The sequence below is a fragment of the Janthinobacterium kochi genome (assembly GCF_051380715.1).
GTDB lineage: Bacteria > Pseudomonadota > Gammaproteobacteria > Burkholderiales > Burkholderiaceae_D > Janthinobacterium.
Map to the genome: position 1 here is coordinate 854,869 of NZ_JBNYXO010000001.1, position 21,623 is coordinate 876,491.

Annotated in this window: 31 protein-coding genes, 1 tRNA gene and 1 pseudogene; 9 read left to right on the forward strand and 24 right to left on the reverse strand. The window is 61.7% G+C overall.

Features of this window, described 5'->3' with window-relative positions; translation table 11 throughout:
* The first annotated feature begins 74 nt into the window (after nucleotides 1-74).
* The 4 genes from ACQ4WL_RS03950 (at nucleotide 75) to ACQ4WL_RS03965 (ending at nucleotide 3,437) form a co-directional block, all read left to right on the forward strand.
* Complete coding sequence (locus tag ACQ4WL_RS03950) at nucleotides 75-1,757, forward strand: isovaleryl-CoA dehydrogenase (protein ID WP_436508207.1); 1,683 nt, start codon at nucleotides 75-77, stop codon at nucleotides 1,755-1,757.
* Nucleotides 1,758-1,902: 145 nt separating this feature from the next.
* The gene (gene upp / locus ACQ4WL_RS03955) at nucleotides 1,903-2,553 is read left to right on the forward strand and encodes a uracil phosphoribosyltransferase (RefSeq protein WP_436508208.1); all 651 of its coding nucleotides are present in this window, start codon (nucleotides 1,903-1,905) and stop codon (nucleotides 2,551-2,553) included.
* A 21-nt stretch (nucleotides 2,554-2,574) separates the two neighbouring features.
* Nucleotides 2,575-2,937: an Hpt domain-containing protein gene (locus tag ACQ4WL_RS03960; RefSeq protein WP_436508209.1), complete on the forward strand. Its 363-nt coding sequence runs from the start codon at nucleotides 2,575-2,577 to the stop codon at nucleotides 2,935-2,937.
* Nucleotides 2,938-3,233: 296 nt separating this feature from the next.
* Nucleotides 3,234-3,437, forward strand: coding sequence for a cold-shock protein (locus ACQ4WL_RS03965; protein WP_010398811.1), 204 nt, complete (start codon nucleotides 3,234-3,236; stop codon nucleotides 3,435-3,437).
* Nucleotides 3,438-3,700: 263 nt separating this feature from the next.
* On the opposite strand, the gene ACQ4WL_RS03970 is transcribed toward ACQ4WL_RS03965, so the two are convergent.
* Nucleotides 3,701-4,612 carry a LysR family transcriptional regulator gene (locus ACQ4WL_RS03970; protein ID WP_436508211.1) on the reverse strand — a complete coding sequence of 304 codons (912 nt, stop codon included), beginning with the start codon at nucleotides 4,610-4,612 and terminating at the stop codon, nucleotides 3,701-3,703.
* Between the two features lie 215 nt (nucleotides 4,613-4,827).
* On the opposite strand from ACQ4WL_RS03970, the gene aceB reads away from it, so the two are divergent.
* Entirely contained in the window at nucleotides 4,828-6,426 is a 1,599-nt protein-coding gene (gene aceB / locus ACQ4WL_RS03975) for a malate synthase A (RefSeq protein ID WP_436508212.1), read from the forward strand.
* 81 nt (nucleotides 6,427-6,507) lie between these two features.
* Here aceB and gloB read toward each other — a convergent pair whose 3' ends face one another.
* Nucleotides 6,508-7,317: a hydroxyacylglutathione hydrolase gene (gloB, locus tag ACQ4WL_RS03980; RefSeq protein ID WP_436508214.1), complete on the reverse strand. Its 810-nt coding sequence runs from the start codon at nucleotides 7,315-7,317 to the stop codon at nucleotides 6,508-6,510.
* A gap of 19 nt (nucleotides 7,318-7,336) precedes the next feature.
* Here gloB and ACQ4WL_RS03985 point away from each other — a divergent pair, with 19 nt between their 5' ends.
* The 4 genes from ACQ4WL_RS03985 to ACQ4WL_RS04000 all read left to right on the forward strand — a co-directional run bounded on the left by ACQ4WL_RS03985 (nucleotide 7,337) and on the right by ACQ4WL_RS04000 (nucleotide 9,567).
* On the forward strand, nucleotides 7,337-8,113 hold the full coding sequence (locus ACQ4WL_RS03985) for a class I SAM-dependent methyltransferase (protein ID WP_436508216.1): 777 nt from the start codon (nucleotides 7,337-7,339) through the stop codon (nucleotides 8,111-8,113).
* Nucleotides 8,106-8,555 carry a ribonuclease HI gene (gene rnhA / locus ACQ4WL_RS03990; protein ID WP_436508218.1) on the forward strand — a complete coding sequence of 150 codons (450 nt, stop codon included), beginning with the start codon at nucleotides 8,106-8,108 and terminating at the stop codon, nucleotides 8,553-8,555. Before ACQ4WL_RS03985 ends, rnhA begins: the two co-directional genes overlap by 8 nt.
* A gap of 135 nt (nucleotides 8,556-8,690) precedes the next feature.
* The gene (gene dnaQ / locus ACQ4WL_RS03995; protein ID WP_436508220.1) at nucleotides 8,691-9,410 is read left to right on the forward strand and encodes a DNA polymerase III subunit epsilon; all 720 of its coding nucleotides are present in this window, start codon (nucleotides 8,691-8,693) and stop codon (nucleotides 9,408-9,410) included.
* 82 nt (nucleotides 9,411-9,492) lie between these two features.
* A tRNA-Val gene (locus tag ACQ4WL_RS04000) sits at nucleotides 9,493-9,567 on the forward strand.
* Nucleotides 9,568-9,655: 88 nt separating this feature from the next.
* On the opposite strand, the gene ACQ4WL_RS04005 is transcribed toward ACQ4WL_RS04000, so the two are convergent.
* The 22 genes and pseudogenes from ACQ4WL_RS04005 to ACQ4WL_RS04110 all read right to left on the reverse strand — a co-directional run bounded on the left by ACQ4WL_RS04005 (nucleotide 9,656) and on the right by ACQ4WL_RS04110 (nucleotide 21,609).
* Complete coding sequence (locus ACQ4WL_RS04005; protein ID WP_436508222.1) at nucleotides 9,656-10,615, reverse strand: tyrosine-type recombinase/integrase; 960 nt, start codon at nucleotides 10,613-10,615, stop codon at nucleotides 9,656-9,658.
* Nucleotides 10,549-10,908: a hypothetical protein gene (locus ACQ4WL_RS04010; protein ID WP_436508223.1), complete on the reverse strand. Its 360-nt coding sequence runs from the start codon at nucleotides 10,906-10,908 to the stop codon at nucleotides 10,549-10,551. Before ACQ4WL_RS04010 ends, ACQ4WL_RS04005 begins: the two co-directional genes overlap by 67 nt.
* Nucleotides 10,905-11,078 carry a hypothetical protein gene (locus ACQ4WL_RS04015; RefSeq protein WP_436508224.1) on the reverse strand — a complete coding sequence of 58 codons (174 nt, stop codon included), beginning with the start codon at nucleotides 11,076-11,078 and terminating at the stop codon, nucleotides 10,905-10,907. The genes ACQ4WL_RS04010 and ACQ4WL_RS04015 overlap by 4 nt, the downstream gene beginning before the upstream one ends.
* Nucleotides 11,075-11,308 (reverse strand): hypothetical protein, encoded by a 234-nt coding sequence (locus ACQ4WL_RS04020; RefSeq protein ID WP_436508226.1) that lies wholly within the window; start codon nucleotides 11,306-11,308, stop codon nucleotides 11,075-11,077. Before ACQ4WL_RS04020 ends, ACQ4WL_RS04015 begins: the two co-directional genes overlap by 4 nt.
* 112 nt (nucleotides 11,309-11,420) lie before the next feature.
* The gene (locus ACQ4WL_RS04025; protein ID WP_436508227.1) at nucleotides 11,421-13,175 is read right to left on the reverse strand and encodes a DEAD/DEAH box helicase; all 1,755 of its coding nucleotides are present in this window, start codon (nucleotides 13,173-13,175) and stop codon (nucleotides 11,421-11,423) included.
* Nucleotides 13,172-13,543 carry a hypothetical protein gene (locus ACQ4WL_RS04030; protein ID WP_436508228.1) on the reverse strand — a complete coding sequence of 124 codons (372 nt, stop codon included), beginning with the start codon at nucleotides 13,541-13,543 and terminating at the stop codon, nucleotides 13,172-13,174. The genes ACQ4WL_RS04025 and ACQ4WL_RS04030 overlap by 4 nt, the downstream gene beginning before the upstream one ends.
* Nucleotides 13,540-13,857: a hypothetical protein gene (locus ACQ4WL_RS04035; protein WP_436508229.1), complete on the reverse strand. Its 318-nt coding sequence runs from the start codon at nucleotides 13,855-13,857 to the stop codon at nucleotides 13,540-13,542. Before ACQ4WL_RS04035 ends, ACQ4WL_RS04030 begins: the two co-directional genes overlap by 4 nt.
* A complete protein-coding gene (locus ACQ4WL_RS04040) occupies nucleotides 13,854-14,270 on the reverse strand; it encodes a hypothetical protein (RefSeq protein WP_436508231.1) in 417 nt (138 codons plus the stop codon). The genes ACQ4WL_RS04035 and ACQ4WL_RS04040 overlap by 4 nt, the downstream gene beginning before the upstream one ends.
* Complete coding sequence (locus ACQ4WL_RS04045; RefSeq protein ID WP_436508356.1) at nucleotides 14,267-14,536, reverse strand: DNA translocase FtsK; 270 nt, start codon at nucleotides 14,534-14,536, stop codon at nucleotides 14,267-14,269. The genes ACQ4WL_RS04040 and ACQ4WL_RS04045 overlap by 4 nt, the downstream gene beginning before the upstream one ends.
* 60 nt (nucleotides 14,537-14,596) lie before the next feature.
* Nucleotides 14,597-15,484: pseudogene (locus tag ACQ4WL_RS04050) on the reverse strand (recombination-associated protein RdgC); the annotation flags it as partial.
* A 9-nt stretch (nucleotides 15,485-15,493) separates the two neighbouring features.
* Entirely contained in the window at nucleotides 15,494-15,907 is a 414-nt protein-coding gene (locus tag ACQ4WL_RS04055) for a recombination protein NinB (RefSeq protein ID WP_099376061.1), read from the reverse strand.
* Nucleotides 15,904-16,209 (reverse strand): hypothetical protein, encoded by a 306-nt coding sequence (locus tag ACQ4WL_RS04060; RefSeq protein WP_436508233.1) that lies wholly within the window; start codon nucleotides 16,207-16,209, stop codon nucleotides 15,904-15,906. Before ACQ4WL_RS04060 ends, ACQ4WL_RS04055 begins: the two co-directional genes overlap by 4 nt.
* Nucleotides 16,206-16,892 (reverse strand): hypothetical protein, encoded by a 687-nt coding sequence (locus ACQ4WL_RS04065; protein WP_436508234.1) that lies wholly within the window; start codon nucleotides 16,890-16,892, stop codon nucleotides 16,206-16,208. The genes ACQ4WL_RS04060 and ACQ4WL_RS04065 overlap by 4 nt, the downstream gene beginning before the upstream one ends.
* Complete coding sequence (locus ACQ4WL_RS04070; RefSeq protein ID WP_436508236.1) at nucleotides 16,889-17,137, reverse strand: hypothetical protein; 249 nt, start codon at nucleotides 17,135-17,137, stop codon at nucleotides 16,889-16,891. The genes ACQ4WL_RS04065 and ACQ4WL_RS04070 overlap by 4 nt, the downstream gene beginning before the upstream one ends.
* Nucleotides 17,134-17,886 carry a KTSC domain-containing protein gene (locus ACQ4WL_RS04075; RefSeq protein WP_436508237.1) on the reverse strand — a complete coding sequence of 251 codons (753 nt, stop codon included), beginning with the start codon at nucleotides 17,884-17,886 and terminating at the stop codon, nucleotides 17,134-17,136. The genes ACQ4WL_RS04070 and ACQ4WL_RS04075 overlap by 4 nt, the downstream gene beginning before the upstream one ends.
* A 31-nt stretch (nucleotides 17,887-17,917) precedes the next feature.
* A complete protein-coding gene (locus ACQ4WL_RS04080; RefSeq protein WP_436508239.1) occupies nucleotides 17,918-19,699 on the reverse strand; it encodes a YqaJ viral recombinase family protein in 1,782 nt (593 codons plus the stop codon).
* Between the two features lie 37 nt (nucleotides 19,700-19,736).
* Nucleotides 19,737-20,675 (reverse strand): RecT family recombinase, encoded by a 939-nt coding sequence (locus ACQ4WL_RS04085; protein ID WP_436508240.1) that lies wholly within the window; start codon nucleotides 20,673-20,675, stop codon nucleotides 19,737-19,739.
* Nucleotides 20,672-20,812: a hypothetical protein gene (locus tag ACQ4WL_RS04090; RefSeq protein WP_436508241.1), complete on the reverse strand. Its 141-nt coding sequence runs from the start codon at nucleotides 20,810-20,812 to the stop codon at nucleotides 20,672-20,674. Before ACQ4WL_RS04090 ends, ACQ4WL_RS04085 begins: the two co-directional genes overlap by 4 nt.
* A complete protein-coding gene (locus ACQ4WL_RS04095) occupies nucleotides 20,788-21,033 on the reverse strand; it encodes a hypothetical protein (RefSeq protein WP_436508243.1) in 246 nt (81 codons plus the stop codon). Before ACQ4WL_RS04095 ends, ACQ4WL_RS04090 begins: the two co-directional genes overlap by 25 nt.
* On the reverse strand, nucleotides 21,030-21,164 hold the full coding sequence (locus tag ACQ4WL_RS04100; protein ID WP_254926668.1) for a hypothetical protein: 135 nt from the start codon (nucleotides 21,162-21,164) through the stop codon (nucleotides 21,030-21,032). The genes ACQ4WL_RS04095 and ACQ4WL_RS04100 overlap by 4 nt, the downstream gene beginning before the upstream one ends.
* On the reverse strand, nucleotides 21,161-21,385 hold the full coding sequence (locus ACQ4WL_RS04105; protein WP_436508245.1) for a hypothetical protein: 225 nt from the start codon (nucleotides 21,383-21,385) through the stop codon (nucleotides 21,161-21,163). The genes ACQ4WL_RS04100 and ACQ4WL_RS04105 overlap by 4 nt, the downstream gene beginning before the upstream one ends.
* Nucleotides 21,382-21,609, reverse strand: a complete 228-nt coding sequence (locus ACQ4WL_RS04110) for a hypothetical protein (RefSeq protein ID WP_436508247.1) — start codon at nucleotides 21,607-21,609, stop codon at nucleotides 21,382-21,384. Before ACQ4WL_RS04110 ends, ACQ4WL_RS04105 begins: the two co-directional genes overlap by 4 nt.
* Nucleotides 21,610-21,623 lie beyond the last annotated feature (14 nt).

The window sequence follows — 21,623 nt, forward strand, 5'->3', positions numbered from 1 at the left end:
CTGGCTGGCAGACGGTGTTGACGGTGCGCCAGCGACGGCAAGGGCGCCATGATAACAAATCGCGGGAGACCCCCATGCATGCTTTTGACACACATGAAGTTTTCAACCAGGCCACGCCCTTTGAAAACGTCAATCTGTTCGACTGCGACCCGGCGCTGATCGAAGCGCTGCTGCGCGAGGGCGGCGGCGCGGCGCTGCAGGAGCTCGACGCGCTGGGTGAAAAGCTGGGCCGCGCCGAGACGTATGCGCTGGCGCGCCTGGCCAATATCCACACGCCCGAACTGCAGCAGTTCGACCGGGCCGGGCGCCGCATCGACGAAGTGCTGTTCCATCCGGCCTGGCATGAACTGATGGCCATCCTCGTCGGTGCCGGTGCGCACGCGTCGCCCTGGGCGTCGCCCGGTCCTGGCGCCCAGGTGGCGCGCGCGGCCGCCTATCTATTAGTGGGGCAGGTGGAAAACGGTACGCAGTGTCCCGTGACGATGACGTATGCCTCGGTGCCGGCCTTGCGCCAGGCCCAAGATCTGCCGCAAATCGCCGCCCGCTGGTTGCCGAAGATCCTGTCGCGCGAATACGATCCCCGCTCCTTGCCCGTGGAACAGAAGCGCGGCGCCCTGGTCGGCATGGGCATGACGGAAAAGCAGGGCGGCTCGGACGTGCGCAGCAACACCACGCGCGCGGTGCCTGTGCCGCCGGACGAGGCGCAGGCCCTGTTCGGCGACGAGGCGGGCGGCGCCTGGCGCATCGTCGGCCATAAATGGTTTTTCTCGGCGCCGCAATGCGACGCCCATCTGATCCTGGCGCAGGCGCAGGAGGGCGGATTGTCATGCTTCTTCCTGCCGCGCTACCTGCCCGACGGCAGCCGCAACGCCATCCGTGTGCAGCGCCTGAAAGATAAGCTGGGCAACCGCTCGAATGCCTCGTCGGAAGTGGAATTCACCAATGCCTATGGCTGGCTGGTGGGCCAGCCGGGGCGGGGCATACCCACTATCCTGGAAATGGCCAGCCATACGCGCCTCGATTGCGTGCTGGGCAGCACCGGCATCATGCGCGCCGCCCTGACGCAGGCACTGCACCATGCGCGCCAGCGGGCCGTGTTCGGCAAGCCGCTGGCCGAGCAGCCCCTGATGCAAAACGTGCTGGCCGATCTGGCGCTCGAATCGGAAGCCGCCACGGCCTTTGCGCTGCGCCTGGCCCGCTGTTTCGATGAAAGGGACGATGCTGGGCAAGCGATGCTGGCGCGCGTGCTGACGCCGGCCGGCAAGTACTGGATTTGCAAGCGCGGGCCGGGCTTCGGCTTTGAGGCCATGGAGGTGCTGGGCGGCACCGGCTATGTGGAAGACGCGCCGCTGGCGCGCCTGTACCGCGAGCTGCCCGTCAACTCGATCTGGGAAGGCTCGGGCAACGTCATGTGCCTCGACGTCTTGCGCGCCTTCGGCAAGTCGCCCGCCGCGCGCGACGCCCTGGCGGCCGAGCTGGCGCTGGCCGGCGATGCCGACGCCGCCTTTGCCGAGTACCGGACGCGCCTGCTGACCGAGTTGGACGGGCCGCAGACGGATGAATTCGGCGCCAGGCAATTATCCGAGCGCATCGTGCTGGCCGTGCAGGCGGGATTGCTGCTGCGCCATGCGCCGCCCTTCATCGCGCAGGCATTCCTGCAGTCGCGGCTGGTGCAAGCGCCGGGCGGCGCGTATGGCCGCTTGCCGGCGGGCACCGATTGCGCGGCCATCCTGGCGCGCGCACTGCGCGAGTATTGACCCTGAAAAATCCGATTATTTCGAAAATTCCGGCCACAGGCGCGCCGTGGACTGGGATAATGCCGCTATCCATCATTTTATCGACACACAGCGCGCCTGCGGCCCAGACTTGCCGCCGGCCAGAGAGCAGAGAAAGAACAACAATATGAAACAAGATCCACGCTTCCCGAATTTGTTCATTACCGATCACCCTTTGATCCAGCACAAGCTGAGCCACATGCGCGAGCACGATACGTCGACGCGCACTTTCCGCGAATTGCTCAAGGAAATCACCTTGCTGATGGGCTATGAAATCACGCGCGACCTGCCGCTGACTACGCGCGAAATCAAGACGCCGCTGGTGACTATCGACGCGCCCGTCATCGCAGGCAAGAAACTGGCCATCGTCCCCATCCTGCGCGCCGGCATCGGCATGAGCGATGGCTTGCTGAACCTGGTGCCATCGGCGCGCGTGGGTCACATTGGCGTGTACCGCGATCCCACCACCCACATGCCGGTGGAATACCTGGTGCGCCTGCCAGACTTGAACGAACGTACCTTCATCCTGTGCGACCCGATGGTAGCGACCGGTAATTCGGCAGTGTACGCCGTCGACGTGCTGAAGAAGCGGGGCGTGACGGACGAGCAGATCATCTTCCTGGCGCTGGTGGCCGCACCGGAAGGCGTGACCGTGTTCCAGAACGCGCACCCGAACGTCAAGATGTTCTGCGCCGCGCTCGATTCGCACCTGGATGACCACGCTTACATCGTGCCGGGCCTCGGTGATGCCGGCGACCGCATCTTCGGCACCAAGTAAGCCATTCAGGCGAGTATCGCGATGGCAACCTTGATCGACCCCGATTTTCGCGCGCGTTTGCGTGCCCTGAACGAAAAATATGCGGCTGGCGTGCCAGCCCTGATGCAAACGATCGCGCAGGCAAGCGGCCGCTGCGACAGCGAAGGTCCCCGTCTGGAACCGTTGACGGAGCTGCACCGCGCGCTGCACGCGGTAGCTGGCTCGGCCGCCACCTTCGGTTTCGCTGCGCTGGGGCAGGAATGCCGGCGCATCGAACAACAGGTGCGTGCCATGCTCAATGCGCCTGCGCAGGCGGTGGCGGAATGGCCCGCGGTGCGGGCGCAAGTGGAGGCGCTGCTGCACTGGGCCACACGCGATGCGGGCGCCACTCATTTCAGCGCCTGAGTAGCGGCACTAAAGATGTGGTTGCAATGATTCATTTGATGCAACGCAAAGCACCCGCGTCGCAGATTAGGATATAGTGTGTCCATGCCGCTGGTACGGGGCGCCGCAAGACGGGGATTTGGCTATTAAAGTAGTGTTTGCAAGTTTATTTTGCGAAAGAATGGTTTTTCTCAGTTTTGTTGGTATAATTGGGCATCGTTGGATTCGAGGTAGTAGTGCAGTTAGTCTGTCATTTCTTTCTTGCTTCAAACGATATAACGGGCGCAAGCCCAACTTAACTGAAATAGGAAATTGTAATGGCAACTGGCATCGTAAAATGGTTCAATGATTCGAAGGGTTTCGGCTTTATTACCCCTGATGAAGGCGGCGAAGATCTGTTCGCTCACTTCTCGGCTATCCAGTCGAACGGCTTCAAGTCCCTGCAAGAGAACCAACGCGTTTCTTTTGAAGTGACCGCTGGCCCTAAAGGCAAGCAAGCTTCGAACATTCAGCCAATCTAATACGCTGGATCAAACGAAATAAAGAAATCCTCGGTCTCCGAGGATTTTTTTTCGCCTGAATTTCCGTGAGGCATGGGTTTTGCGTGAATCAAGTGGCTCTTTTGCCATGTTTTGCGTCGCCGCGTAGGTCGGCTTAGCGCTTGCGCGTAAGCCGACAATGGTGGTGCTGGCAAGATGTATGGGCTGGTGTCGGCTTACGCTGCGCCAAGCCGACCTACGCCGACCTACGCCAAGCTGCGTTCGTCCAGTTCGGCCCGCATTGACTAGATTGCTCTTTCACGCCAGTAGTCGGGTTGGGCATACGAATGCCTTAAAAAATCCACAAACGCCCGTATGCGCAGCGGCAAATGGCGGCGCTGGGCGAACACGGCATAAATGTCGTTGCCCGGCGCGGCGAACTGATCGAGCACCGTCACCAGTTGTCCCGAGGCGATTTCGGCGCCCACTTCCCACATCGAGCGCCACGCCAGGCCCTTGCCGGCCAAGGCCCAGTCGTGCAGCACTTCGCCATCGTTGCACACCATATTGCCCGCCACCTTTAAAATCACATTCTTGCCGTTTTCGCGGAAGGTCCAGCCACGCTGGCTGCCTTCGCTGCTGATCGCCAGGCAATTATGTTTCGCCAGGTCGGCCGGGATGCGCGGCGTGCCCGCCCGTTTCAGGTAGGCGGGCGAGCCGACCAGCACGCGCTGGTTGTCCGCCAGTTTCGTACTCACGAGCGAGGAATCGGACAGGCTGGCGATGCGGATGGCCACGTCGATGCCTTCGCCGATCAGGTCGACCAGGCGGTCGTTCAGGTTCAGCGACACCGTCACGTCGCGGTGCTCGGCGACAAAAGAGGGGATCAAGGGCGCCACGTGCTGGCGTCCGAAGCCGGCCGGCGCGGAAATGAGCAAATGGCCGCTGGCCTTCACGCTGCGTTCGGCCACGGCCGCTTCCGCTTCTTCCAGCTCGCCCAGGATGCGCTGACAGTCTTCCAGGAAGACCGCGCCTTCATTCGTCAGCGCCAGCTTGCGCGTCGTGCGCTGCAATAATTTGACGCCCAGGCGCTGCTCCAGCGCATCGAGTCGCCGGCCGATCATGGCCGGTGCGATGCCTTCCGCGCGTGCGGCCGCCGACAGGCTGCCCTTTGCGACGACTTCCACGAACGTTGATATTTGTCTGAACTGGCCCATGCTGTGCTCTCGTTATCTCATCACTTGTGATAAAAACGCATAGATGAAGTGATTTTTAATCTCGTTTCCATGCCTTATAGTGCAATACTATAGAACAAACGCGCCGCCCGGCAGAGTGTTTTTGCGCCTCTGCCAGCTTGTCCGCACAGTCGTTCAGCATATACTTGGATCACCAGATCACCTTTGCATATATTTATTAAAAACCGGAGAACTTCATGACGCAGAACACGATCACACTTCCAGAAGGCATGCAAATCACGGGTGAAATCCAGCCCGGCTACGAACAGATCCTCACGCCGGCAGCGCTGGCGCTGGTGGCCAAGCTGACGCGCGCCTTCGAGCCGCGTCGCCAGCAATTGCTGGCCGTGCGCGTGGAGCGGGCCAAGCGCCTCGACGCGGGCGAGCGTCCTGATTTCCTGCCAGAAACCGCGCACATCCGCGACGGCGACTGGAAGATCGCGCCGATCCCGAAGGCGCTGGAATGCCGTCGCGTGGAAATCACCGGTCCCGTCGAGCGCAAGATGGTCATCAACGCGTTTAATTCCGGCGCGGATAGCTACATGACGGACTTCGAGGATTCGAACACGCCAAACTGGGATAACCAGCTGACGGGCCAGATCAATATGTTCGACGCCGTGCGCAAGACGATTTCGCTGGAGCAAAATGGCAAGTCATACAAGTTGAACGACAAGATCGCGACCCTCGTCGTGCGCCCGCGCGGCTGGCACCTCGATGAGAAGCACGTGCTGGTCGATGGCAAGCGCATTTCCGGCGGCATTTTCGATTTCGCCCTGTTCATGTTCCATAACGCCAAGGAACAATTGGCGCGCGGTGCCGGCCCGTATTTCTACCTGCCGAAGATGGAATCGCACCTGGAAGCGCGCCTGTGGAACGATATTTTCGTCATGACGCAAAACGAATTGGGCTTGCCACAGGGCACGATCAAGGCGACTGTCCTGATCGAAACCATTTTGGCTGCGTTTGAAATGGATGAAATCCTGTACGAACTGAAGGAGCATAGCTCGGGCCTGAACGCGGGCCGCTGGGATTACATCTTCTCGTGCATCAAGAAATTCAAGCTGGACAAGGATTTCTGCCTGGCCGACCGCGCGAAAGTCACGATGACGGCCCCATTCATGCGCGCCTACGCCTTGCTGCTGCTGAAAACGTGTCATAAACGTGGCGCACCGGCCATTGGCGGCATGGCAGCCTTGATCCCGATCAAGAACGATCCGGAAAAGAACGACATCGCCATGGGCGGCGTGCGCAACGACAAGGCGCGTGACGCCACCGATGGCTACGACGGCGGCTGGGTGGCCCATCCGGGCCTGGTCGAGCTGGCCATGGGCGAGTTCACGAAAGTGCTGGGCGACAAACCGAACCAGATCGAGAAACAGCGTCCCGACATCGATGTGAAAGCGTCGGATCTGTTGAACTTCCAGCCGGAAGCGCCGATCACGGAAGCGGGCTTGCGTTACAACATCAACGTGGGCATCCATTATCTGGGCAGCTGGCTGGCCGGCAATGGTTGCGTGCCTATCCATAACCTGATGGAAGATGCGGCCACGGCCGAGATCAGCCGCTCGCAAGTGTGGCAGTGGATCCGTTCCAGCAAGGGTGTGCTGGAAGATGGCCGCAAGGTCACGGCTGACATGGTGCGCGCCATGATTCCGGAAGAGCTGGCCAAGGTGCAGCGCGATGCGCCAGGCGGCAATGGCCCGACCTATGTGCGTGCCGGCCAGATTTTCGAGGAAATGTCGACGTCGGAATCGTTCGCCGAATTCCTGACCTTGCCGTTGTACGAAGAAATCTGATCCTGATCAAGTAGCAGCATGAAAAAATCCCGGCGATGCAACAAAGCATCTGCCGGGATTTTTTATTGCGGAAAGATCGGCTTAAAAATTATTCTTCCACATCCGCAATGCCGCAAACGCTTCCACGGGCGAGGCGTCGGCGGCCAGCTTGCCTTCCACCTTCAGGCTGGTCAAAATTGCCGGTTCACGGTAGCGCAGGAAGGGGTTCGTGGCCTTCTCAAGGGCAATGGTCGACGGCACGGTCGATAAACCTTGCTGGCGCTTTTCCGTGTCGATGGCGATGCGCTCCTGCAAGACCAGATTGCCCGGCTCGACGGCGTTGGCGAAGCGCAGATTGGACAAGGTGTACTCATGCGCGCAAAATACCTCGGTATCGTCGGGCAGGGCGGCCAGCTTGCCCAGCGAGTCGGCCATTTGGCCCGGCGTGCCTTCGAACAGGCGGCCGCAGCCGCCCGCAAACAGGGTGTCGCCGGAAAACAGCCACGGTGCGCCGCTGCGCTCGTCGCGCTGGCGCACATAGGCGATATGCCCCTTGGTGTGGCCGGGCACGTCGATGACCGTCATCTGCAAGCCCAGCTCGGCCACATAGGCAACATCGCCTTCCGCAAGCGGTTCCGTGATAGCTGTGATAGCCTCATTGCGCGGGCCGAAGACGGGCACGGCGAAATGCTGCAACAATTCAGGCACGCCACCCGTGTGGTCGGCGTGGTGGTGCGTGAGTAAAATGGCGGACAAGGTCAACTGATGGGCTTGCAGCGCATCGAGGATGGCCATCGCATCGCCGGGGTCGACCACGGCGGCGTGGCGGCCGTCATGGATCAGCCACAGGTAATTGTCGGCAAAGGCGGGCACGGCAAGTACCGATAAAGCGTGTTCAGGGGAGTGTGTCATGAGCAAAAGAGAAAACTGAATGGACAGTGTGGCATCCGAAAAATCCATTATAGCGCTTGACGGCTGGCTGCAGACGCCGGCCGGCCTGTATGTGCGTGCCTGGGAACAGCAATGCCTCGACAGCCTGACCGTCGACATCTTCGGTTACAACGCCGTGCAGATCGGCTTGCCGCAGCTCGACGCGCTGGCCGCCAGCCGCATGCCGAACAAATGGCTGCTCGATTCGCGCCTGCCGTCGCGCCCGCCGCAAGAGAGCCGCCTGGCCCTGGTGTCTGCCTTCGATGAGCTGCCGTTCGACTCGCAAAGCCTGGACCTGGTGGTCTTGCCGCACGTACTTGAGTTTGCCGCCGAGCCGCACCAGGTCTTGCGCGAAGTCGAGCGCGTGCTGATACCCGAGGGGCGTGTGATCGTCTGCGGCTTCAATCCGGCCAGCCTGTGGGGCATGCGCCAGGGCCTGGGGAGGGTCACGGGACGCCATTATCTGCCGCGGGCGGGCGAACTGATCTCTATGCCGCGCATGAAAGACTGGTTAAAATTGCTGAACATGGGCGTCAGCCAAAGCCACTTCGGCTGCTACGCGCCCGCCTGCAAGACAGAAAAATGGCTGCGCCGCAACGCCTTCATGGACAAGGCCGGTGCGCGCTGGTGGCCATATCTGGGCGCAGTGTATATAGTGCAGGCGATCAAGCGCGTCAAAGGGATGCGTTTGATCGGTCCGGCGTGGACCAAAAAACCGGCGACGGCGCCCGCAGGCGCACCGGTCACGAATAAAAGGCGGGAACAGCAAGATGGATAAGGTAGAAACGAAGGTTGAGATTTATGCCGATGGCGCATGCAAGGGCAATCCCGGCACGGGCGGCTGGGGTGCGCTGATGGTTGCCGATGGCGCCAAGAAAGAAATTTACGGCGGGGAACTCAATACGACGAATAACCGCATGGAATTGAAGGCCGTGATCGAAGCCTTGACGGCGCTCAAACGTCCCTGCCAGGTGGTGATGTATACCGATAGCCAGTATGTCCAGAAGGGCATCAGCGAATGGATCCACGGCTGGAAGGCGCGTGGCTGGAAAACGGCGGCCAAGGCACCCGTGAAGAACGTCGACCTGTGGCAAGCCCTCGATATGGCCCAGGCCGTGCATGAAGTGGAATGGCGCTGGGTGCGCGGCCACAATGGCCATCCGGGCAACGAACGGGCCGATGAACTGGCCAATCTGGGCGTGGAAACCGTGCGCGCCTGAGAATGCCCAAGCAAACCTGCTGCGCGTCGCGCGTCGCGCTTTGCGGCCTGCGAAGCAGCGCATGATGCTGTAAAAGAAGGGCACAGGTTTGCTATACTGTGCCCTTCGCTTTTTGCTTTTACGACTGAATCTGCCATGCGTCAAATCGTTCTCGATACTGAAACCACCGGCCTGAACCCGCGCACGGGCGACCGCATCCTGGAGATCGGGGCGGTCGAACTGAACAACCGCATGTTGACGGGGAATAACTTTCACCATTACATCAATCCCGAGCGCGACTCGGAAGAGGGCGCGCTGGCTGTCCACGGATTGACGACGGAATTCCTCAGCGACAAGCCGAAATTCGCGGAAATCGCCGATGAGTTTCGTGCCTACATCGCTGGCGCCGAACTGATCATCCACAACGCCCCGTTCGATATCGGCTTCCTGAACGCGGAATTCAAGCGCTTGAACCTGCCACCCGTGCATGAGCAAGTACATGGCGTGATCGACACCCTGGTGCAGGCGAAGGAAATGCATCCGGGCAAGCGCAACTCGCTCGATGCTCTGTGCGACCGTTACGGCGTGTCAAACGCCCACCGCAAGCTGCACGGCGCGCTGCTCGACTCCGAATTGCTGGCCGACGTCTACCTGGCCATGACGCGGGGGCAAAACAGCCTGAGCATGGAAGAAGAAGTGGAAGTGGCTGCCGACGGTGCCGTGCTGGAAATCGTGCCCCTGGCCGAAGTCATCTTCCAGAGCGCCACGGCCGACGAGCTTGCCGCCCACGAAGCCACCATCGTCGGCCTCGACAAGGCCGCCAAAGGCCAGTGCATCTGGACCGCCGTCCTGGCGCCACCACCAGCGGCCACCTGAGAAAAAAAGCGGGACATGCTAAATTTCCTGTTGCCAGCCCTTGCAGATGCCGCAACACCTATGCGATAATTCGCCTCGCTTCGGGAGGTTAGCTCAGGGGTAGAGCACTGCATTCACACTGCAGGGGTCGCAAGTTCGAAACTTGCACTTCCCACCAAGAATTCGCAATACAATCAAGTACTTATATTAAAGCCGACACATTTATGTGGTCGGCTTTTTTATTGGGTGTAATTTTCGGGTGTAATTTACTTCGCCACCACCAGTGCCGATAACTTATCCAGCGCCAGGCGCTGAGCATCCACCTGCAAGTGTGCGTAGCGCTGTGTTGTTTGCACATTGGCATGGCCGAGAATTTTGCTGATGGTGTACAGGTCCACGCCCAGGCCCAGCATGATGCTTGCGCAAGAATGGCGCAGGTCATGGAAATTCACGTGAGGCATGCCAGCCTTCACGCGCGCGCGGCGCCACGACGACTGCACGCCGTACAACGTCATCTCCAATGGAAAATATTTCAGCCATGGCCGCAAGGCCGGGATGATCGGCACCACGCGCATACGAAGTGTTTTAGTATTGCTGGCAGGGAAGGTGATCGAATCCCTACCAATATGCTCACGCTGAATCTGGAACAGTTCGCCGCGGCGCGCGCCAGTCAGCAGTGCTGCCCATATCGCGGCCTGCGCAATCGGCGTGCAGAAGGCGGCAATCTTCCTCACTTGCTCAACCGTGAGAAACACCTCGCGCTTGTTGTTGACGGCCACGTTATCGATCCGCAAGCCATAGTTTTCAGGAATGAGGCGCTGGCGCCATGCCAGCTGCAATCCCTTTTTTGCACATGCCAATGACCGGTTCACCGTTGCTGGCGCATACGCAGGCTCCAGTTTGCCGGTTTTCTTATTTGGTATGAGCTTGCTCATGTCACGAATAGCATGATCGGCAAACTCCTGGGCCTGGCTTGCTTTGTAGCGCTCCGCCCAGGGACCAAGCCGTTTCGCATGATGCTTCGACGTGTCGCTACTACGCAAACTGGCGGCGTGCTCGACGTAGAGCGCGAGGATGAAGGCCATTGGCGGGTCGCCGGGAATGTGCACCTGTTGGCTTTTCGGAGCGCGCGCAACCGCTGCGCGCAGCTCTGCCTCTGCTAACTTGGCATCACTCGTAGTTGCGCCTTCCGGCAACTTTCTGTGAATTCTTTTGCCATCGACCATGATGCCGACGTGTTTCCTACCTTCTTTGTCATCCCAGATGGACATTGGTTGTTTTCCTTTAACCAGTTCTTGCATTCTTCAAGGTCGTAGCGCTTGGAGCGCGCGCCGACCGGTGTATATGGCAGCCCGATCTGCTCAAGGCGCCGGATCGTTGATTCGCTGACCCCGAGCGCGGCGCAGATCTGCTGCCTGTTCAATTCCCCCGATGCGCTGGCGGGCCTCTTGCCTGCGGCCTTGTCCAGCGCCGCCACCATCTCGGCGATGTGGCGCATTTCGACTTCGCTCATGTTCATGGCGCACTCCTGGCCGGAACGTCGGCGGCGTGGCCGCGCTCGACGCAGGCCTGACGCGCTCTGGCCAGTACCTGCGAGCCGGGTGCGCACGGATTGGAATATTTCTCACCTTCTTCCGCGCGCGCTGCGTTGGCGGCAATACTGCGGACCAGGTCCAGAAGGTCAATCATTGTGGTTGCTCCAATATGGTTAATTCGGCGGGCGCGACCGGTTCGGCCAGGCCCTCGATGTACACGGTCATGTCGGCATCGCCTTTGTGCCAGCAGAAGCCGGCGATGAAGCAGTTCAGGCCCTGGTAGCTCACTTGCCTGGCCAGCTGCTTTGCGCGGTGCAGGCGCAGGTCGTGCTGATCGGCCAGCTCGCGCGGCGATTCGGCCGGCGCCGGCTTGCGGGCGCTCATGCCGCCCACCAGGCGCCGGTCACGCTGGCGATCACATAGATCAGGATCAAGGCCGTCGCCACGCGTGCCGCTCGCGGGCTGCGCTCGCTGTTCGGGGCTTCGTCGTTGTCGTTCATGGCGCAGCTCCTGGATCGCCTGGAAGTGCGGTCACCGTGTCCACTGGCGTCAACGCCTCGCCGCGCCTTGCCAAAAATTCCCGCGCCAGCCGCTGAATGTTGTTCTCGCCGGTGTTGATCCGTTCGGCAAGGGCCGAGTCCGGATTGCGCACCGATTCGATCTGCTCCCGCTTCACGCCCAGCACTTCGGCCATGATCGGGTCGGCGCCGCTGTCCGACACGAGGAAGTAGGCAGAGCAGGGCGCATCCTGGCCATCCCGGTGCACGCGCCCGATACATTGCTCATGCACGCCAGGCGACCAGTCCAACTCACCGAACACCACGGTGTTGCAGTAGCCCTGCAGGCCGTCGACGCCGGCACCGGAGCGCAGCGACATGATCAGCACCTGGGCTTTGCCGGTCAGGAACGCGTTGACTGCCTCGTCCTTTTGATTTGCTGACTCGCTGCCCGTGTACAAGACAGGGTTGAAGCTGGCCAGCGCTTCCATCCAGATGCTGTAGACCGCACGGTGCCAGCCAAACAGCACGATTGGCTCGCCACTGTCGAGCAGCAGCTTGACGAATTCAGCGACGTACGGCGCCTTGGCGATTCCAGTGGCCTGGCGCATCAGCGCGTCGAACTCGCCGGCGGCCTGCATCTTTTCACCGCGGAACTGCTCGTTATGGCGCAAGACGATCTTGGCCAGCGAAATCGCATCGCTGTGCAGGGCGTCGAGCGCTTTCTCGTCGGCGTCGATTTCGTGCACTATCTTCGACAGGTCGGGCAGCTCTCGGCCGACGTCGGCGCGCGTGCGGCGCAGCATGATGCCCTCGCGGCGCAGGTAGGCGCCGAATTCCTTGGCGTTGGCCAGCCTGGCTTTGCCGTCCACTTCAGTCGAGCACCACTCGCGCACGAATTCGTCGTACTCGCCCAGCGCCTCGGGCGCCACTACGTTCAGCACGTGATAGAACTCGTGGCCATAGTTGTAGATCGGTGTTGCGCTCAGGCCCATGCGCCGCGCCGCGCCGGCGCCAAGGTGTGCGGCTGCCTGGTAGATTGCTGTGCCAGGGCTGCGCAGCGCCTGGCATTCGTCATAGACCACGTATTTCGCCACGCCATGCAACGTTTCGGCCCAGCCGCGCAGTTTGTGATACGAGGTGATGATCACGTCCGGCAGGCGTGGCGGAATCAGTTCAATCTGCTTCGAGCGCGTGCGCGGCATCAGGTCGTATGGCGAGCCCTTCTTGAGAATGTGCACGATCAGGTCGGGCGCGAATTCCTTGATCATGGCGCGCCACTGGCGCGGCAGGTGCGCCGGGCAGACCACCACCACGGGCAGGTTCTCGGCCCGCACCATGCCGCAGATCGCTGAGACCGTTTTACCCAGGCCCAGGTCGTCGGCCAGCAAGAAGCCGCCTTTCAGTTCAAGCATCTGCGCCGCGAAAGCCTGATACTCGCGCGCTGGCTTGGCGAGCTTAATCTCGAAGGGCGTCACATGTCCGGCCATCAGATCCGCCAGGCGTGTCTCGCTATCCCGGTGCTGATTTGCCAGCCGATCCATGATGTCGCGGCGGTCGACGTCCATCGGGTACCGGTCGATAAACCAGGCCAGCTCGCGCGTATTCTCGGGCGTCACCGAAATGCAGATATGCTTGGCGGCGTGCTGCGGCACGCGCGGGAATACGCGCTTGAGTCGCGCCCGCACGAACGGCTCGCCCTGGATCAGCCAGAAGCGCTCGGTGTAGTTGATGGTTCCGTATGTCGAAGTCAAAACGATGCTCCTGTCAGTTTGATAATGCGCACTGGCTTGCCGTGCAGTTGGTCGACCTTGGCGCCCGCATTGCCCCAGAACCTGGTTGTTACAAGCACCACCGCTGTAACGTCGGACCGGGCGGCATACCGGGCGATTTGCGTCAGCGCCTGCGACAGCGAGCCCTTAATCTTGGCCTCGATGACGATGCCTGGCGCGACAAGGAAGTCGAAGCGGTCCTTCGGCCCGGCCACCACCTCGCGCTGGAATTCGATTCCGGCTTCGGCGAGCACCTGCGCCATGCCCTCGTGCAGTGCGACCTCGTTAGCGAATCGATAGGCGAAGCGCGGCAGCGTTTCCGCCACGCTGCGCAGGATCATTGCGCTCATGCTGCAGTCGCTTTCTCGCCCAGTGCCGCAAACATATCGACGGTTTTGGTATCGCGCACCACCAGCGGCGGCAGCACGTCCAGGAATTCGCCGATGGTCAGCGCGTTGTCGCGTGGGCCATACGGCAGGCAATCGACGGTCCAGTCGTCAGGAAGGTCGGCCTCGGTCCGGATTTCCTGATCTGCCACCGCATCGATGGGCTGGTCCTTGATCTCGCCAAAGCTCGACTTAAAGCAGATTTCAGCCTCGCGTTCGCTGGTGGCCATAATGACGGCCGTCAGGGTGGCGCTGACCGTGTAGAGGCGGTTGATCATGTGGCGCCGCCATTGAGGAAGTTGTTGATCCGGACGGAAAGCGGATTGATGACTGGCTGCTCGCCGGCGGCCTTAAGGGCGGCCAGATGGTCGTCGTGCGGCTTCACCGCTTCGGCCAGCAGCACCCGTGCTGCGGCAAGCTTTTCTTCCAGGTCCTTGGCGTAGGAGCTCATGCCACGCACGTTCCAGCCGCCAGCAAGATGATCGTCGGACAGGCCATCGAGCGCATTCCAGCAAGCGACCAGGCGCTGCGCGTTGGCCTCGCGCATACCGGGATTGTTTGCGCCAAAGTCGATGGCCACCGCTACGCCGGCACGGCCGTCCATCCCACGGATCACGGTTTCCGGGCTGCAGCCGTCATCTTGGCCTGTTTCGGCAACGAAAAGCAGGCCAGGGGTGCGCACAGCGCTCATGCTGCTGCTCCCGCCACGGCCGCCACCGTGTAGATGCCCTGCGTGCCCTTGACCACGCCGGCGGCTGCCATCGCTTCGATCAGCCGGGCCGCTCGGTTGTAGCCGATCCGCAGGTGGCGCTGCACCAGCGAGATCGATGCGCGCTGGTTTGTGCGCACCACCTCGACGGCCTGGTCGTACAGCGGATCGGTCGCGCTGCCGTCGCCGGGCGGCACGGTGCCGGGCGCTTGGCCGTTCAATTCCAGCACCACGCGCTGTTCGTGCACTGGCTCGTGACCTTTGGCCGGCGCCGCGTCAACGGCAGGGCCCAGCGGCCGCGAATCTACCTCGGCCTCACCACCCAGCGCCTCAACCAGATCGGCCAGCATCTTGGCCAGTTCGCCCGACATCAGCGCGAAATCGCTGTCGAGGCGCTCGTCGTCGTTGCGCGTGGCGCTTTCCTTGATGATGTCCAGTGCCTTGACGCTCTTAATGGCCAGGCTCTCGTCCAGCACGAAAGAAATCTTGTCGCCCCAGGTCATGGCCAGGCGCGTGCACTGCTTGCCGGCGGCGATGTGGCGGCGGATATCGTCCGCTTCCAGCGTGTGGCGCTTGTACGCCACTTGGGCCTTGCTTTCGCCTGTGGCGCGCATGATGGCGTCCTGGTCGACCGTAAAGCCTGCCGGTGATTCGTCCGCTTGCAGCCATTCCGTCATAGCGCCCACCGGCGAGCGCTGCACGCGCAGGCTTTCCAGTGGCAGCTTGTCGACGGACTTGAGCAGCAGCTTGACGACTTCGTCGGCCTTGGCCGGGCTGGCCGCGTCCACCACCAGCCAGCCGTGGATCGGGTCGATCCACACGTCAGTGGTACTGGCCAGCGGGAACGCACGCGGCAGCAGCTCGTCGGTGACGCGCTCTTTCAGTTCCTTCATGGCCTTTTTGCCGGGCGGGAAGCCTTGAGCTTCTTCCATTTCCGCCGCCCGGGTTTTCGTGAACTGGTTGATGACGCTGGACGGCAGCAGCTTCTTTTCGGTTTTCAGCTGCAGCAGGAGCTGGCCGCCGACGGCGTGCACCAGCGGCTGGTCGGCGCCACGCGGAGAGGCCCAGCCTTGGCTGACCATATCCATGCTGGTGGCATCGGTGAATTTCTGTGGCTCCAGCGCATCGGCGAGGGCGTCGGCCGTCATCGGCCAGTTTTGCGGCAGGCGGTAGCCCTGCAAATTCTTGAAAAACATGGCATTTCCTTATTCTGAGAAAACGACACCGCGCGCGGCGCCAAAGGCGTAGAGGAACTCAATAAACTGCGCGGCTTCCTTCACGTAGAAGTCGCTGGTCTGGACACCCAACTGCACAATGCGGCGGCCGTCGAAGCTGGGCGTCACGCGCCCGTCGTGGTGCAGCGGCGTGCCGGCCAGGCGCATTTCGTCGGCAAACTCGTCCACCAGCAACCGCTTCATGTCGTCGGCGTCCCACTTTCGCCCAATGTGCTCCACCTGCTTGGCGATCTCGCCGATCATTGCGTGATACTTCTCTTCCTGGGCCCGCTTTTTCTTCGGCTCGGAAAACACGACCATCCAGCCGGGCGGTGCGGTCTTGGCAAATTCAACCGCCCGGCGCCGTGCCTCGTCGTGTACGAGGAAGTAGGTCTGTTTCGTCATGGCGGTACTCCCGGATCAATCCAATAACCGGGGCAGCCGCCGTCTTTGCCATAGTCAAACCCTTTGCATCCTTTGCTGGCATGACGGCATGGGTTGGCGCAGTTCTCGCCCAGCGGGATGGTTTCGCGCCCTTTGGACAACTCGTCCTGGAGCAATTCGATGGCCTGCAGGCGTGAAAGCGGCTTGCCATCGTCGGTAAATTCCGACCGCTTGGCCCGCGACTCGGCCAGGCGCCGCAGCGCACCACGAACCGAGAGGCACATACTGACCCGGCGGGTGCCGAAGTTCTGCTCTTCGCTCATGCCGGCACCGCCTCGGCCGGCAACCGCTTGGCCGCGTCGTATTGCTCAATGCCCCAGGCCAACGCGTAACAGCACCAGAGGAAGCGGGGCGTGTATTCCTTCGTATCGACCTCCCAAAAATCGCTGAACTCGAACTTTGCATCCGGGCCATGGAATGCCTGCCACGCATCGCCGGCGTGCTGGAAGTCGTTCGCGGCGTCGAAGCATCGCACCTCGTTGCTGTCCGCGCTCAGCACCTCCGACTCGACCTCGGCGCGCAGCTCGGCGTAGGCTTCAGCCCACAGCGCAAGCTGCTCAGGCTCGTCGTCGCCCGGCTTGTCGCCTTCTGCTTGCTGGTCCACCCAGTCATTTATCTGGCGTATGAACTCATCGTGACTGTGCCTTGTCGCGCCGGTGCGGTCGGCTGCCTCGATCTTCTCGGCCCAATAGCGGTGATCGATGCCGTCCAGACGTCCGTTCTTGCGGAAGAAGCCAAACATGTCCTGCGTGCGCTGGAAAACGTAGGTGCCCATGTCGCCGCAGTAGCACAGGTAGCCCGGCCAGGTGATCAGGTCGAAGAACATGTTGCTGCTGTCCGGCTGCTTGAACCGGATGTGGCGGTGCACGCCGTCATCGCGGATCACGGTCATCTCGTGCTTGGATACGTCGCGCAGGAAACGTTCTTCGGTACTGGCGGCGCTCATGCTTTTGCCGCCTTCAAAGCCGTCACGCGTTCCAGGTCATAGCAGCCGCTGATGCCATCCAGCCAGATGACTGCGGTGTGGCCGCTGAGCACCTGCGCCTCGCTGACGGTGATTGTCTCGCGGAATTCGCCGCCATCCAGCTCGACGCTGACGGCGGCGCCGACTTGGTGCGCGGCGTTGAACTTGTCGCAAGCAGCCTGGAGCTTTGCAGTCGCCTGTGCCTGGCGTTCGGCGCGGGTGGTCATGCTGCACCGCCCAGGTCAGCCACGTCGATTACGATGCCGCGGCAATACGGCTCGCCGCCTTCCACGATTTCGAACGTGGCGTGCGGCACGTCGGTGCGGTAAGTCCAGCTGTAGCCGTCTTCCTTGGCCCACAGGGCATCCACGGCGCGCACCTGCGGCGCCCGGGCGAAATAATCCTTGAGTGCATCGTCGTCGTGCTGGATATCCTCGCGGAATGGCAGCAACCCCTTGGCGTCGAGCAGTGCGATGGTCGGCGCGCCGCGCTCGTCATCCACGAAGCCACGGAACTCCATCAGGTCGTCGCTGGCGCCAAAGATCACGATCAGGCCGGCGGCCTTGGCCTGTATTTCCTCTTCCTTCATCATTTCCTTGCCGTATTCGCGGCCCGTCAGCAGGCCAGCCAACAGTTCCTTGCTCAGCTTGACCGGCGCGGCTTCGGCCAAGCTGGCCGGTTTAACGGCCGGCTGCGGCGCCGTGTGGTTGAACGCCGCCTGATCGATCTTCGAATACGGAAACTGGTCGGCGAACTTCTTGATGCGATGGATGAAAAACTTGCCTTGCGACTCAGCGCCCAGGAATTCAGCGAACAGATCGGCGCTGAAATTCTGATAGTGGTAAATGTCGCTCTGGCCGGTCGACTTCTTCGGGTGGAACTGGATGGCCAGCACGTTCAGTTCTGGCACGTGGCCGATGGCTGCAAACTGGCTGGACTCGACCTGGCACATGACGATTTGAGGGATGGTGCTCACAATGTTCTCCTAGTAATGGGTGGGGCGGTGGTTATGCGGCTTCGGCGACCAGGCTGGCGCGCGCGGCGGCAAAGTCGAACTTGGCCAGGCGGTCGATGGCCTCGGCCGGCGTCAGGCCGAACTGGTCGAGCAGCACATCGAGGATGTCGCTGTCGGATGGGTAGAGGTCATCGGCGGCGTCGTCGAGCAGGTCAGGTGCTGGCGCTGAGCGGCTCGGGGCCCGCACTGGTGCAGCGGCCGACGGCGCGCGGCGGAGGCCGATAGGGGAGGTCGGCGCGGGCGCGGCAACCTGCGCGCCGGGTGCGGCGGCGCGCTCGGCAGCGATCTGCGATGCTTGCTCCGCCAGCTGACGCTGCGTGTCGGCTTCCGCGCGTTCGCGCTCGGCCTGCGCCGCGTCTGCCGCGAGGCGGTCAGATTCGACTTGGGCCAGGCGGATCGTTTCGGCGGCTGCCTTTTCTGCCTTGACGCGCTCCTCTTCCCGGATCCGTGCCCGCTCGGCTTCGGCCTTCGCTTCCTCTGCGCGCTTGTGGTCTGCGATGCGGGTGGTGATGACGAGCTGGAAGTCTTCCATGGGCTTGCCGATGATGTTGGCCATGTCCATAAACAGGAAACCATAGGTAGCGGCGTGTTCGCGGCACCAGGCCTGCTTGGCGCGGTAGTCGGCGGCTTGTGTGTTGGCGGCGATCTTGGCATTGGCCAGCGTGGTGCTGACGGCATCGCGCAGGCTGCCCAAGGTGCGCTTGTTTTTCATGGCGCCTGCAAAATCCGGCTGGGGCTGCTGCAGGCGCAGCGGCGTGATTTCGGTTTCGAGCGCGGCAATGTGGGCGGTAAATGCGTGCCGGCCTTCGTTCAGGATGGTTTCCTTGATCTGTTCCTTGCGGGTCTTTACCAGCTTTTCCAGCTCAAGGCGCTTGGCGCGGAACTGCGCCTTGATGTGGTCGACCGTGCGCATCACCTCGTCAATGGTAGCGGTCTGTGCCAGGGCGGCAGCCTTGGCCAGCTCGAGCTTATCTTCCGCCTCGCCGCAGTATTTCACGGTGTTTTCGGCATTGGCGAAGTCTTCGTCGGTTTCCAGCTTGGTGTTGATCTTGGCGATGAACTTTTCGGCGGCGGCCTTGTACGCCACCAGGTTGCTGCTGACGACCTTGCCTTCGGTCTGGACGACCAGGGCGGGCAGGGCGGCGATAGGCTCGGCCGCTGGCTTCTCGGCAATGTCCACCTGCGTGTAATTGGCGACGTCGATATCGAACTGCTCCCAGCCGGCGACGATACGCGCGAACCAGGCGGTGTCCGGATACACCCACATCCAGACCATGTTGTTTTCAGTGCCGTCGGATGCCATGAACAGCCACTTCTCGGCGCCGGTCACCAGCAGTTGCTGCTGGACCTGCGGCTGATGCTCTTCTGGCAGCACGTCGGCGCGAACTGATGCCGCCAGCTCTGCATTCCATTGCTTGTGCTCGAAGCCGATGGTCTCGGCCATGTTCAGGCCATCGCAAGAGGCGCTTTCGCGGCCCAGAGACAGGGTGGCGGGGTAGAGGTCGTCGCCGATGATGCGTTCGGCGAAAGGGCGTGCCAGCGCTTCGACCTCGTGGCCGTAGTCCAGGATATTTTCCTGCACCCAGTCGCTGAACTCCTTGGCGAGGCCTGTGGCCTTCATGCGCACCAGTTCGCTGCGAGTGACTTTTTTCGACAGACCCAGCATCGCGGCTGCCTCGCTGGCGCCATGGTGGTCGAAGCGGAAAGCGTGCCAGTCGTCGCTGCCCTGGAGCAGATTGTGGATTTCGCGGGTGAGAGTGTTTTCGCGTTGCATGATGTGTCCTCGATGATTTTATTGTTGGATGTGGCGATTAGTCGTTTTCGTGCGCCCAGCTGTCGATGGTATTTTTTTGCGCTTCGGTGAACGTGGCGCGGGTGCTGAGCATTGCGATCAGCTGCGCCGGCGTTTTCTTCTTGTCCAGGATGGTCTTGCGCCATTCCGGCGCTTTTTGCTTGAACAGCTCGTCAGTGCATTCCGGAAGCTGGTCTATGGTGCGGTCATCCGTAGCCGCCGCAGCCGGCGTGATGTCGCGGGCCTCGCGGCTGCCTTCGTCCAACTCGTCCGGCGTGTACACGCCCAGGATCACGTCGGGGGAGTAAAGGCGGGTCCAGCGCTTCATCGCCAGGTACGCCAACTGCTGTTTCGGGTCCGTCGCCCACAGCGGGGAATTACGCACGCTGGCCTGCACCAGCAGCAGTTCGAGCACGCGTGGTTCAGCCTCACCGCGTAACGTCGCCCAGATGCGCACGCCCAGGCCATCCTCGTCCTTGAGGTCGTAGTCCGGCACGCGGAACTGATATTCTTTCTTGTAGTCAGCAGCGCCCTTCGTGCCCTTCGCCGGCGCGGTGCAGACCTTGGATTTGCCGATGATCTTTTCCCAAGGGCCATACCATTCGTAGTTGAAGCGGTCCCGCGTGACACCGCTCGACTGGATCACGGCATTTACCAGCTGCGCTTCGTAGCCCAGCGCGCCGTTGACCAAGTGCGTTTTCTGCGCCACTGCAAAGGGATTCATGCGCCACTGGATGGCCTGCATGATGACGGCGGCGCAGTCGGACGGGCTACCGCGCAAGTGCTCCGGGATAGTGGCGCGGCCTTTGGCCATGATGTCGGCCAAGCGCATCATGCTGTCCATACTTGCGCTGTCCAGAATCAGCGAGGCGCTGCTTGTGGCCACCACGGGCAGGTCGCCTTGTTCGTACTGCGTTGTTTGCATGGCGGTGCGGCTTTCTTGCGTAACTGCGTTCATGACTTTTTCCTTGTGAGTTTTATGATTTTTTCCTTCAACAGCGCCAGGCGGACGGCGTAGACGATGGCGTGGCCGGCATGCCAGTTGCGCAGGGCCTGGCTGGCCACGTCAATCACGGCTTGGCTGACGACGTCCACTGCGCCTCCCGGTGGGCGCGGCCCAGGCGCTGCACGCGCGCGGCGGATGCGTCCAGGTCGATCAGCGCTTCGATCTGTGCAGTGATCAATTCCTTGCGCATTTCTTCGAGGCCGGCCAGTTCGCGGCGCACGCCGGCCAGGCGCATCTTGTTCATGCGGTGCTGGTGTTGCGCCTGGTAGTGGCGGTGGGCGGCCAGCAGGCGGTGGAAGAGGGTGATCATGGCGACACCAGCACGGTGATGCTCATCGGCTCGTCTTCCGGCAGCGCGGCGAGGGTGGCGTCAGGGCTGCCGGTGCCGGCGTAGGTGTGCTGGCTGCCGGCGGCGGTGCAGGTGGTGATGACGTAGCTCACGATGCACTCCCTTCACGGCCAGTCAGCAGCACGCGGATACCGTTGCGCTTGGTCGAGGCCTCGGCGCCGTAGCACGCACCGGCCGGGATATGGTCGGTCGCATCCAGGCAGCCGCTGTTCAGCGCTGATTCGACGCCTGCATCCTGGTGGGCAAAGGCGAGGGCGGCAGAAACGGCCAGGCGGGACTGGCGGCCGGCGGTGACGTTGCGGGCGGCGATCATGCTTTGCCTGCGCCGATTGGATCAAGAAAACGGAACATGTTCAGAGCGAATTCCTGCACAGTGCCGTCGGCAAGTTCGATAATTCCGACCGTGTAGTTGCCGGGGCCAGACTCAAATTCCTGATAGGTCGCGCCAAACTGGTGGAATGTTGCGGCAACGTCATCGACGTAGGCTCCAAACTTTCCAGCCGACTTATCGAACTTTTTAAGCATTACTCGGCGCATCGCGCTCTCCCTGT

Bases quoted from the DNA above. Each gene is read 5' to 3' on its own strand.
- ACQ4WL_RS04060 (WP_436508233.1), bottom strand. From the start codon at position 16,209: ATGAGCGAAGAGCAGAACTTCGGCACCCGCCGGGTCAGTATGTGCCTC.
- ACQ4WL_RS04020 (WP_436508226.1), bottom strand. From the start codon at position 11,308: ATGAGCGCCCGCAAGCCGGCGCCGGCCGAATCGCCGCGCGAGCTGGCC.
- upp (WP_436508208.1), top strand. From the start codon at position 1,903: ATGAAACAAGATCCACGCTTCCCGAATTTGTTCATTACCGATCACCCT.
- gloB (WP_436508214.1), bottom strand. From the start codon at position 7,317: ATGACACACTCCCCTGAACACGCTTTATCGGTACTTGCCGTGCCCGCC.
- dnaQ (WP_436508220.1), top strand. From the start codon at position 8,691: ATGCGTCAAATCGTTCTCGATACTGAAACCACCGGCCTGAACCCGCGC.
- ACQ4WL_RS04110 (WP_436508247.1), bottom strand. From the start codon at position 21,609: ATGCGCCGAGTAATGCTTAAAAAGTTCGATAAGTCGGCTGGAAAGTTT.
- ACQ4WL_RS04010 (WP_436508223.1), bottom strand. From the start codon at position 10,908: ATGAACATGAGCGAAGTCGAAATGCGCCACATCGCCGAGATGGTGGCG.
- ACQ4WL_RS04030 (WP_436508228.1), bottom strand. From the start codon at position 13,543: ATGAGCGCAATGATCCTGCGCAGCGTGGCGGAAACGCTGCCGCGCTTC.
- ACQ4WL_RS04055 (WP_099376061.1), bottom strand. From the start codon at position 15,907: ATGACGAAACAGACCTACTTCCTCGTACACGACGAGGCACGGCGCCGG.
- ACQ4WL_RS03965 (WP_010398811.1), top strand. From the start codon at position 3,234: ATGGCAACTGGCATCGTAAAATGGTTCAATGATTCGAAGGGTTTCGGC.
- ACQ4WL_RS04080 (WP_436508239.1), bottom strand. From the start codon at position 19,699: ATGCAACGCGAAAACACTCTCACCCGCGAAATCCACAATCTGCTCCAG.
- ACQ4WL_RS03970 (WP_436508211.1), bottom strand. From the start codon at position 4,612: ATGGGCCAGTTCAGACAAATATCAACGTTCGTGGAAGTCGTCGCAAAG.
- ACQ4WL_RS03950 (WP_436508207.1), top strand. From the start codon at position 75: ATGCATGCTTTTGACACACATGAAGTTTTCAACCAGGCCACGCCCTTT.
- rnhA (WP_436508218.1), top strand. From the start codon at position 8,106: ATGGATAAGGTAGAAACGAAGGTTGAGATTTATGCCGATGGCGCATGC.
- ACQ4WL_RS03960 (WP_436508209.1), top strand. From the start codon at position 2,575: ATGGCAACCTTGATCGACCCCGATTTTCGCGCGCGTTTGCGTGCCCTG.
- ACQ4WL_RS04070 (WP_436508236.1), bottom strand. From the start codon at position 17,137: ATGACCACCCGCGCCGAACGCCAGGCACAGGCGACTGCAAAGCTCCAG.
- ACQ4WL_RS04105 (WP_436508245.1), bottom strand. From the start codon at position 21,385: ATGATCGCCGCCCGCAACGTCACCGCCGGCCGCCAGTCCCGCCTGGCC.
- ACQ4WL_RS04085 (WP_436508240.1), bottom strand. From the start codon at position 20,675: ATGAACGCAGTTACGCAAGAAAGCCGCACCGCCATGCAAACAACGCAG.
- ACQ4WL_RS04040 (WP_436508231.1), bottom strand. From the start codon at position 14,270: ATGAGCGCTGTGCGCACCCCTGGCCTGCTTTTCGTTGCCGAAACAGGC.
- ACQ4WL_RS04015 (WP_436508224.1), bottom strand. From the start codon at position 11,078: ATGATTGACCTTCTGGACCTGGTCCGCAGTATTGCCGCCAACGCAGCG.
- ACQ4WL_RS04065 (WP_436508234.1), bottom strand. From the start codon at position 16,892: ATGAGCGCCGCCAGTACCGAAGAACGTTTCCTGCGCGACGTATCCAAG.
- aceB (WP_436508212.1), top strand. From the start codon at position 4,828: ATGACGCAGAACACGATCACACTTCCAGAAGGCATGCAAATCACGGGT.
- ACQ4WL_RS04095 (WP_436508243.1), bottom strand. From the start codon at position 21,033: ATGATCACCCTCTTCCACCGCCTGCTGGCCGCCCACCGCCACTACCAG.
- ACQ4WL_RS04035 (WP_436508229.1), bottom strand. From the start codon at position 13,857: ATGATCAACCGCCTCTACACGGTCAGCGCCACCCTGACGGCCGTCATT.
- ACQ4WL_RS03985 (WP_436508216.1), top strand. From the start codon at position 7,337: ATGGACAGTGTGGCATCCGAAAAATCCATTATAGCGCTTGACGGCTGG.
- ACQ4WL_RS04005 (WP_436508222.1), bottom strand. From the start codon at position 10,615: ATGGTCGATGGCAAAAGAATTCACAGAAAGTTGCCGGAAGGCGCAACT.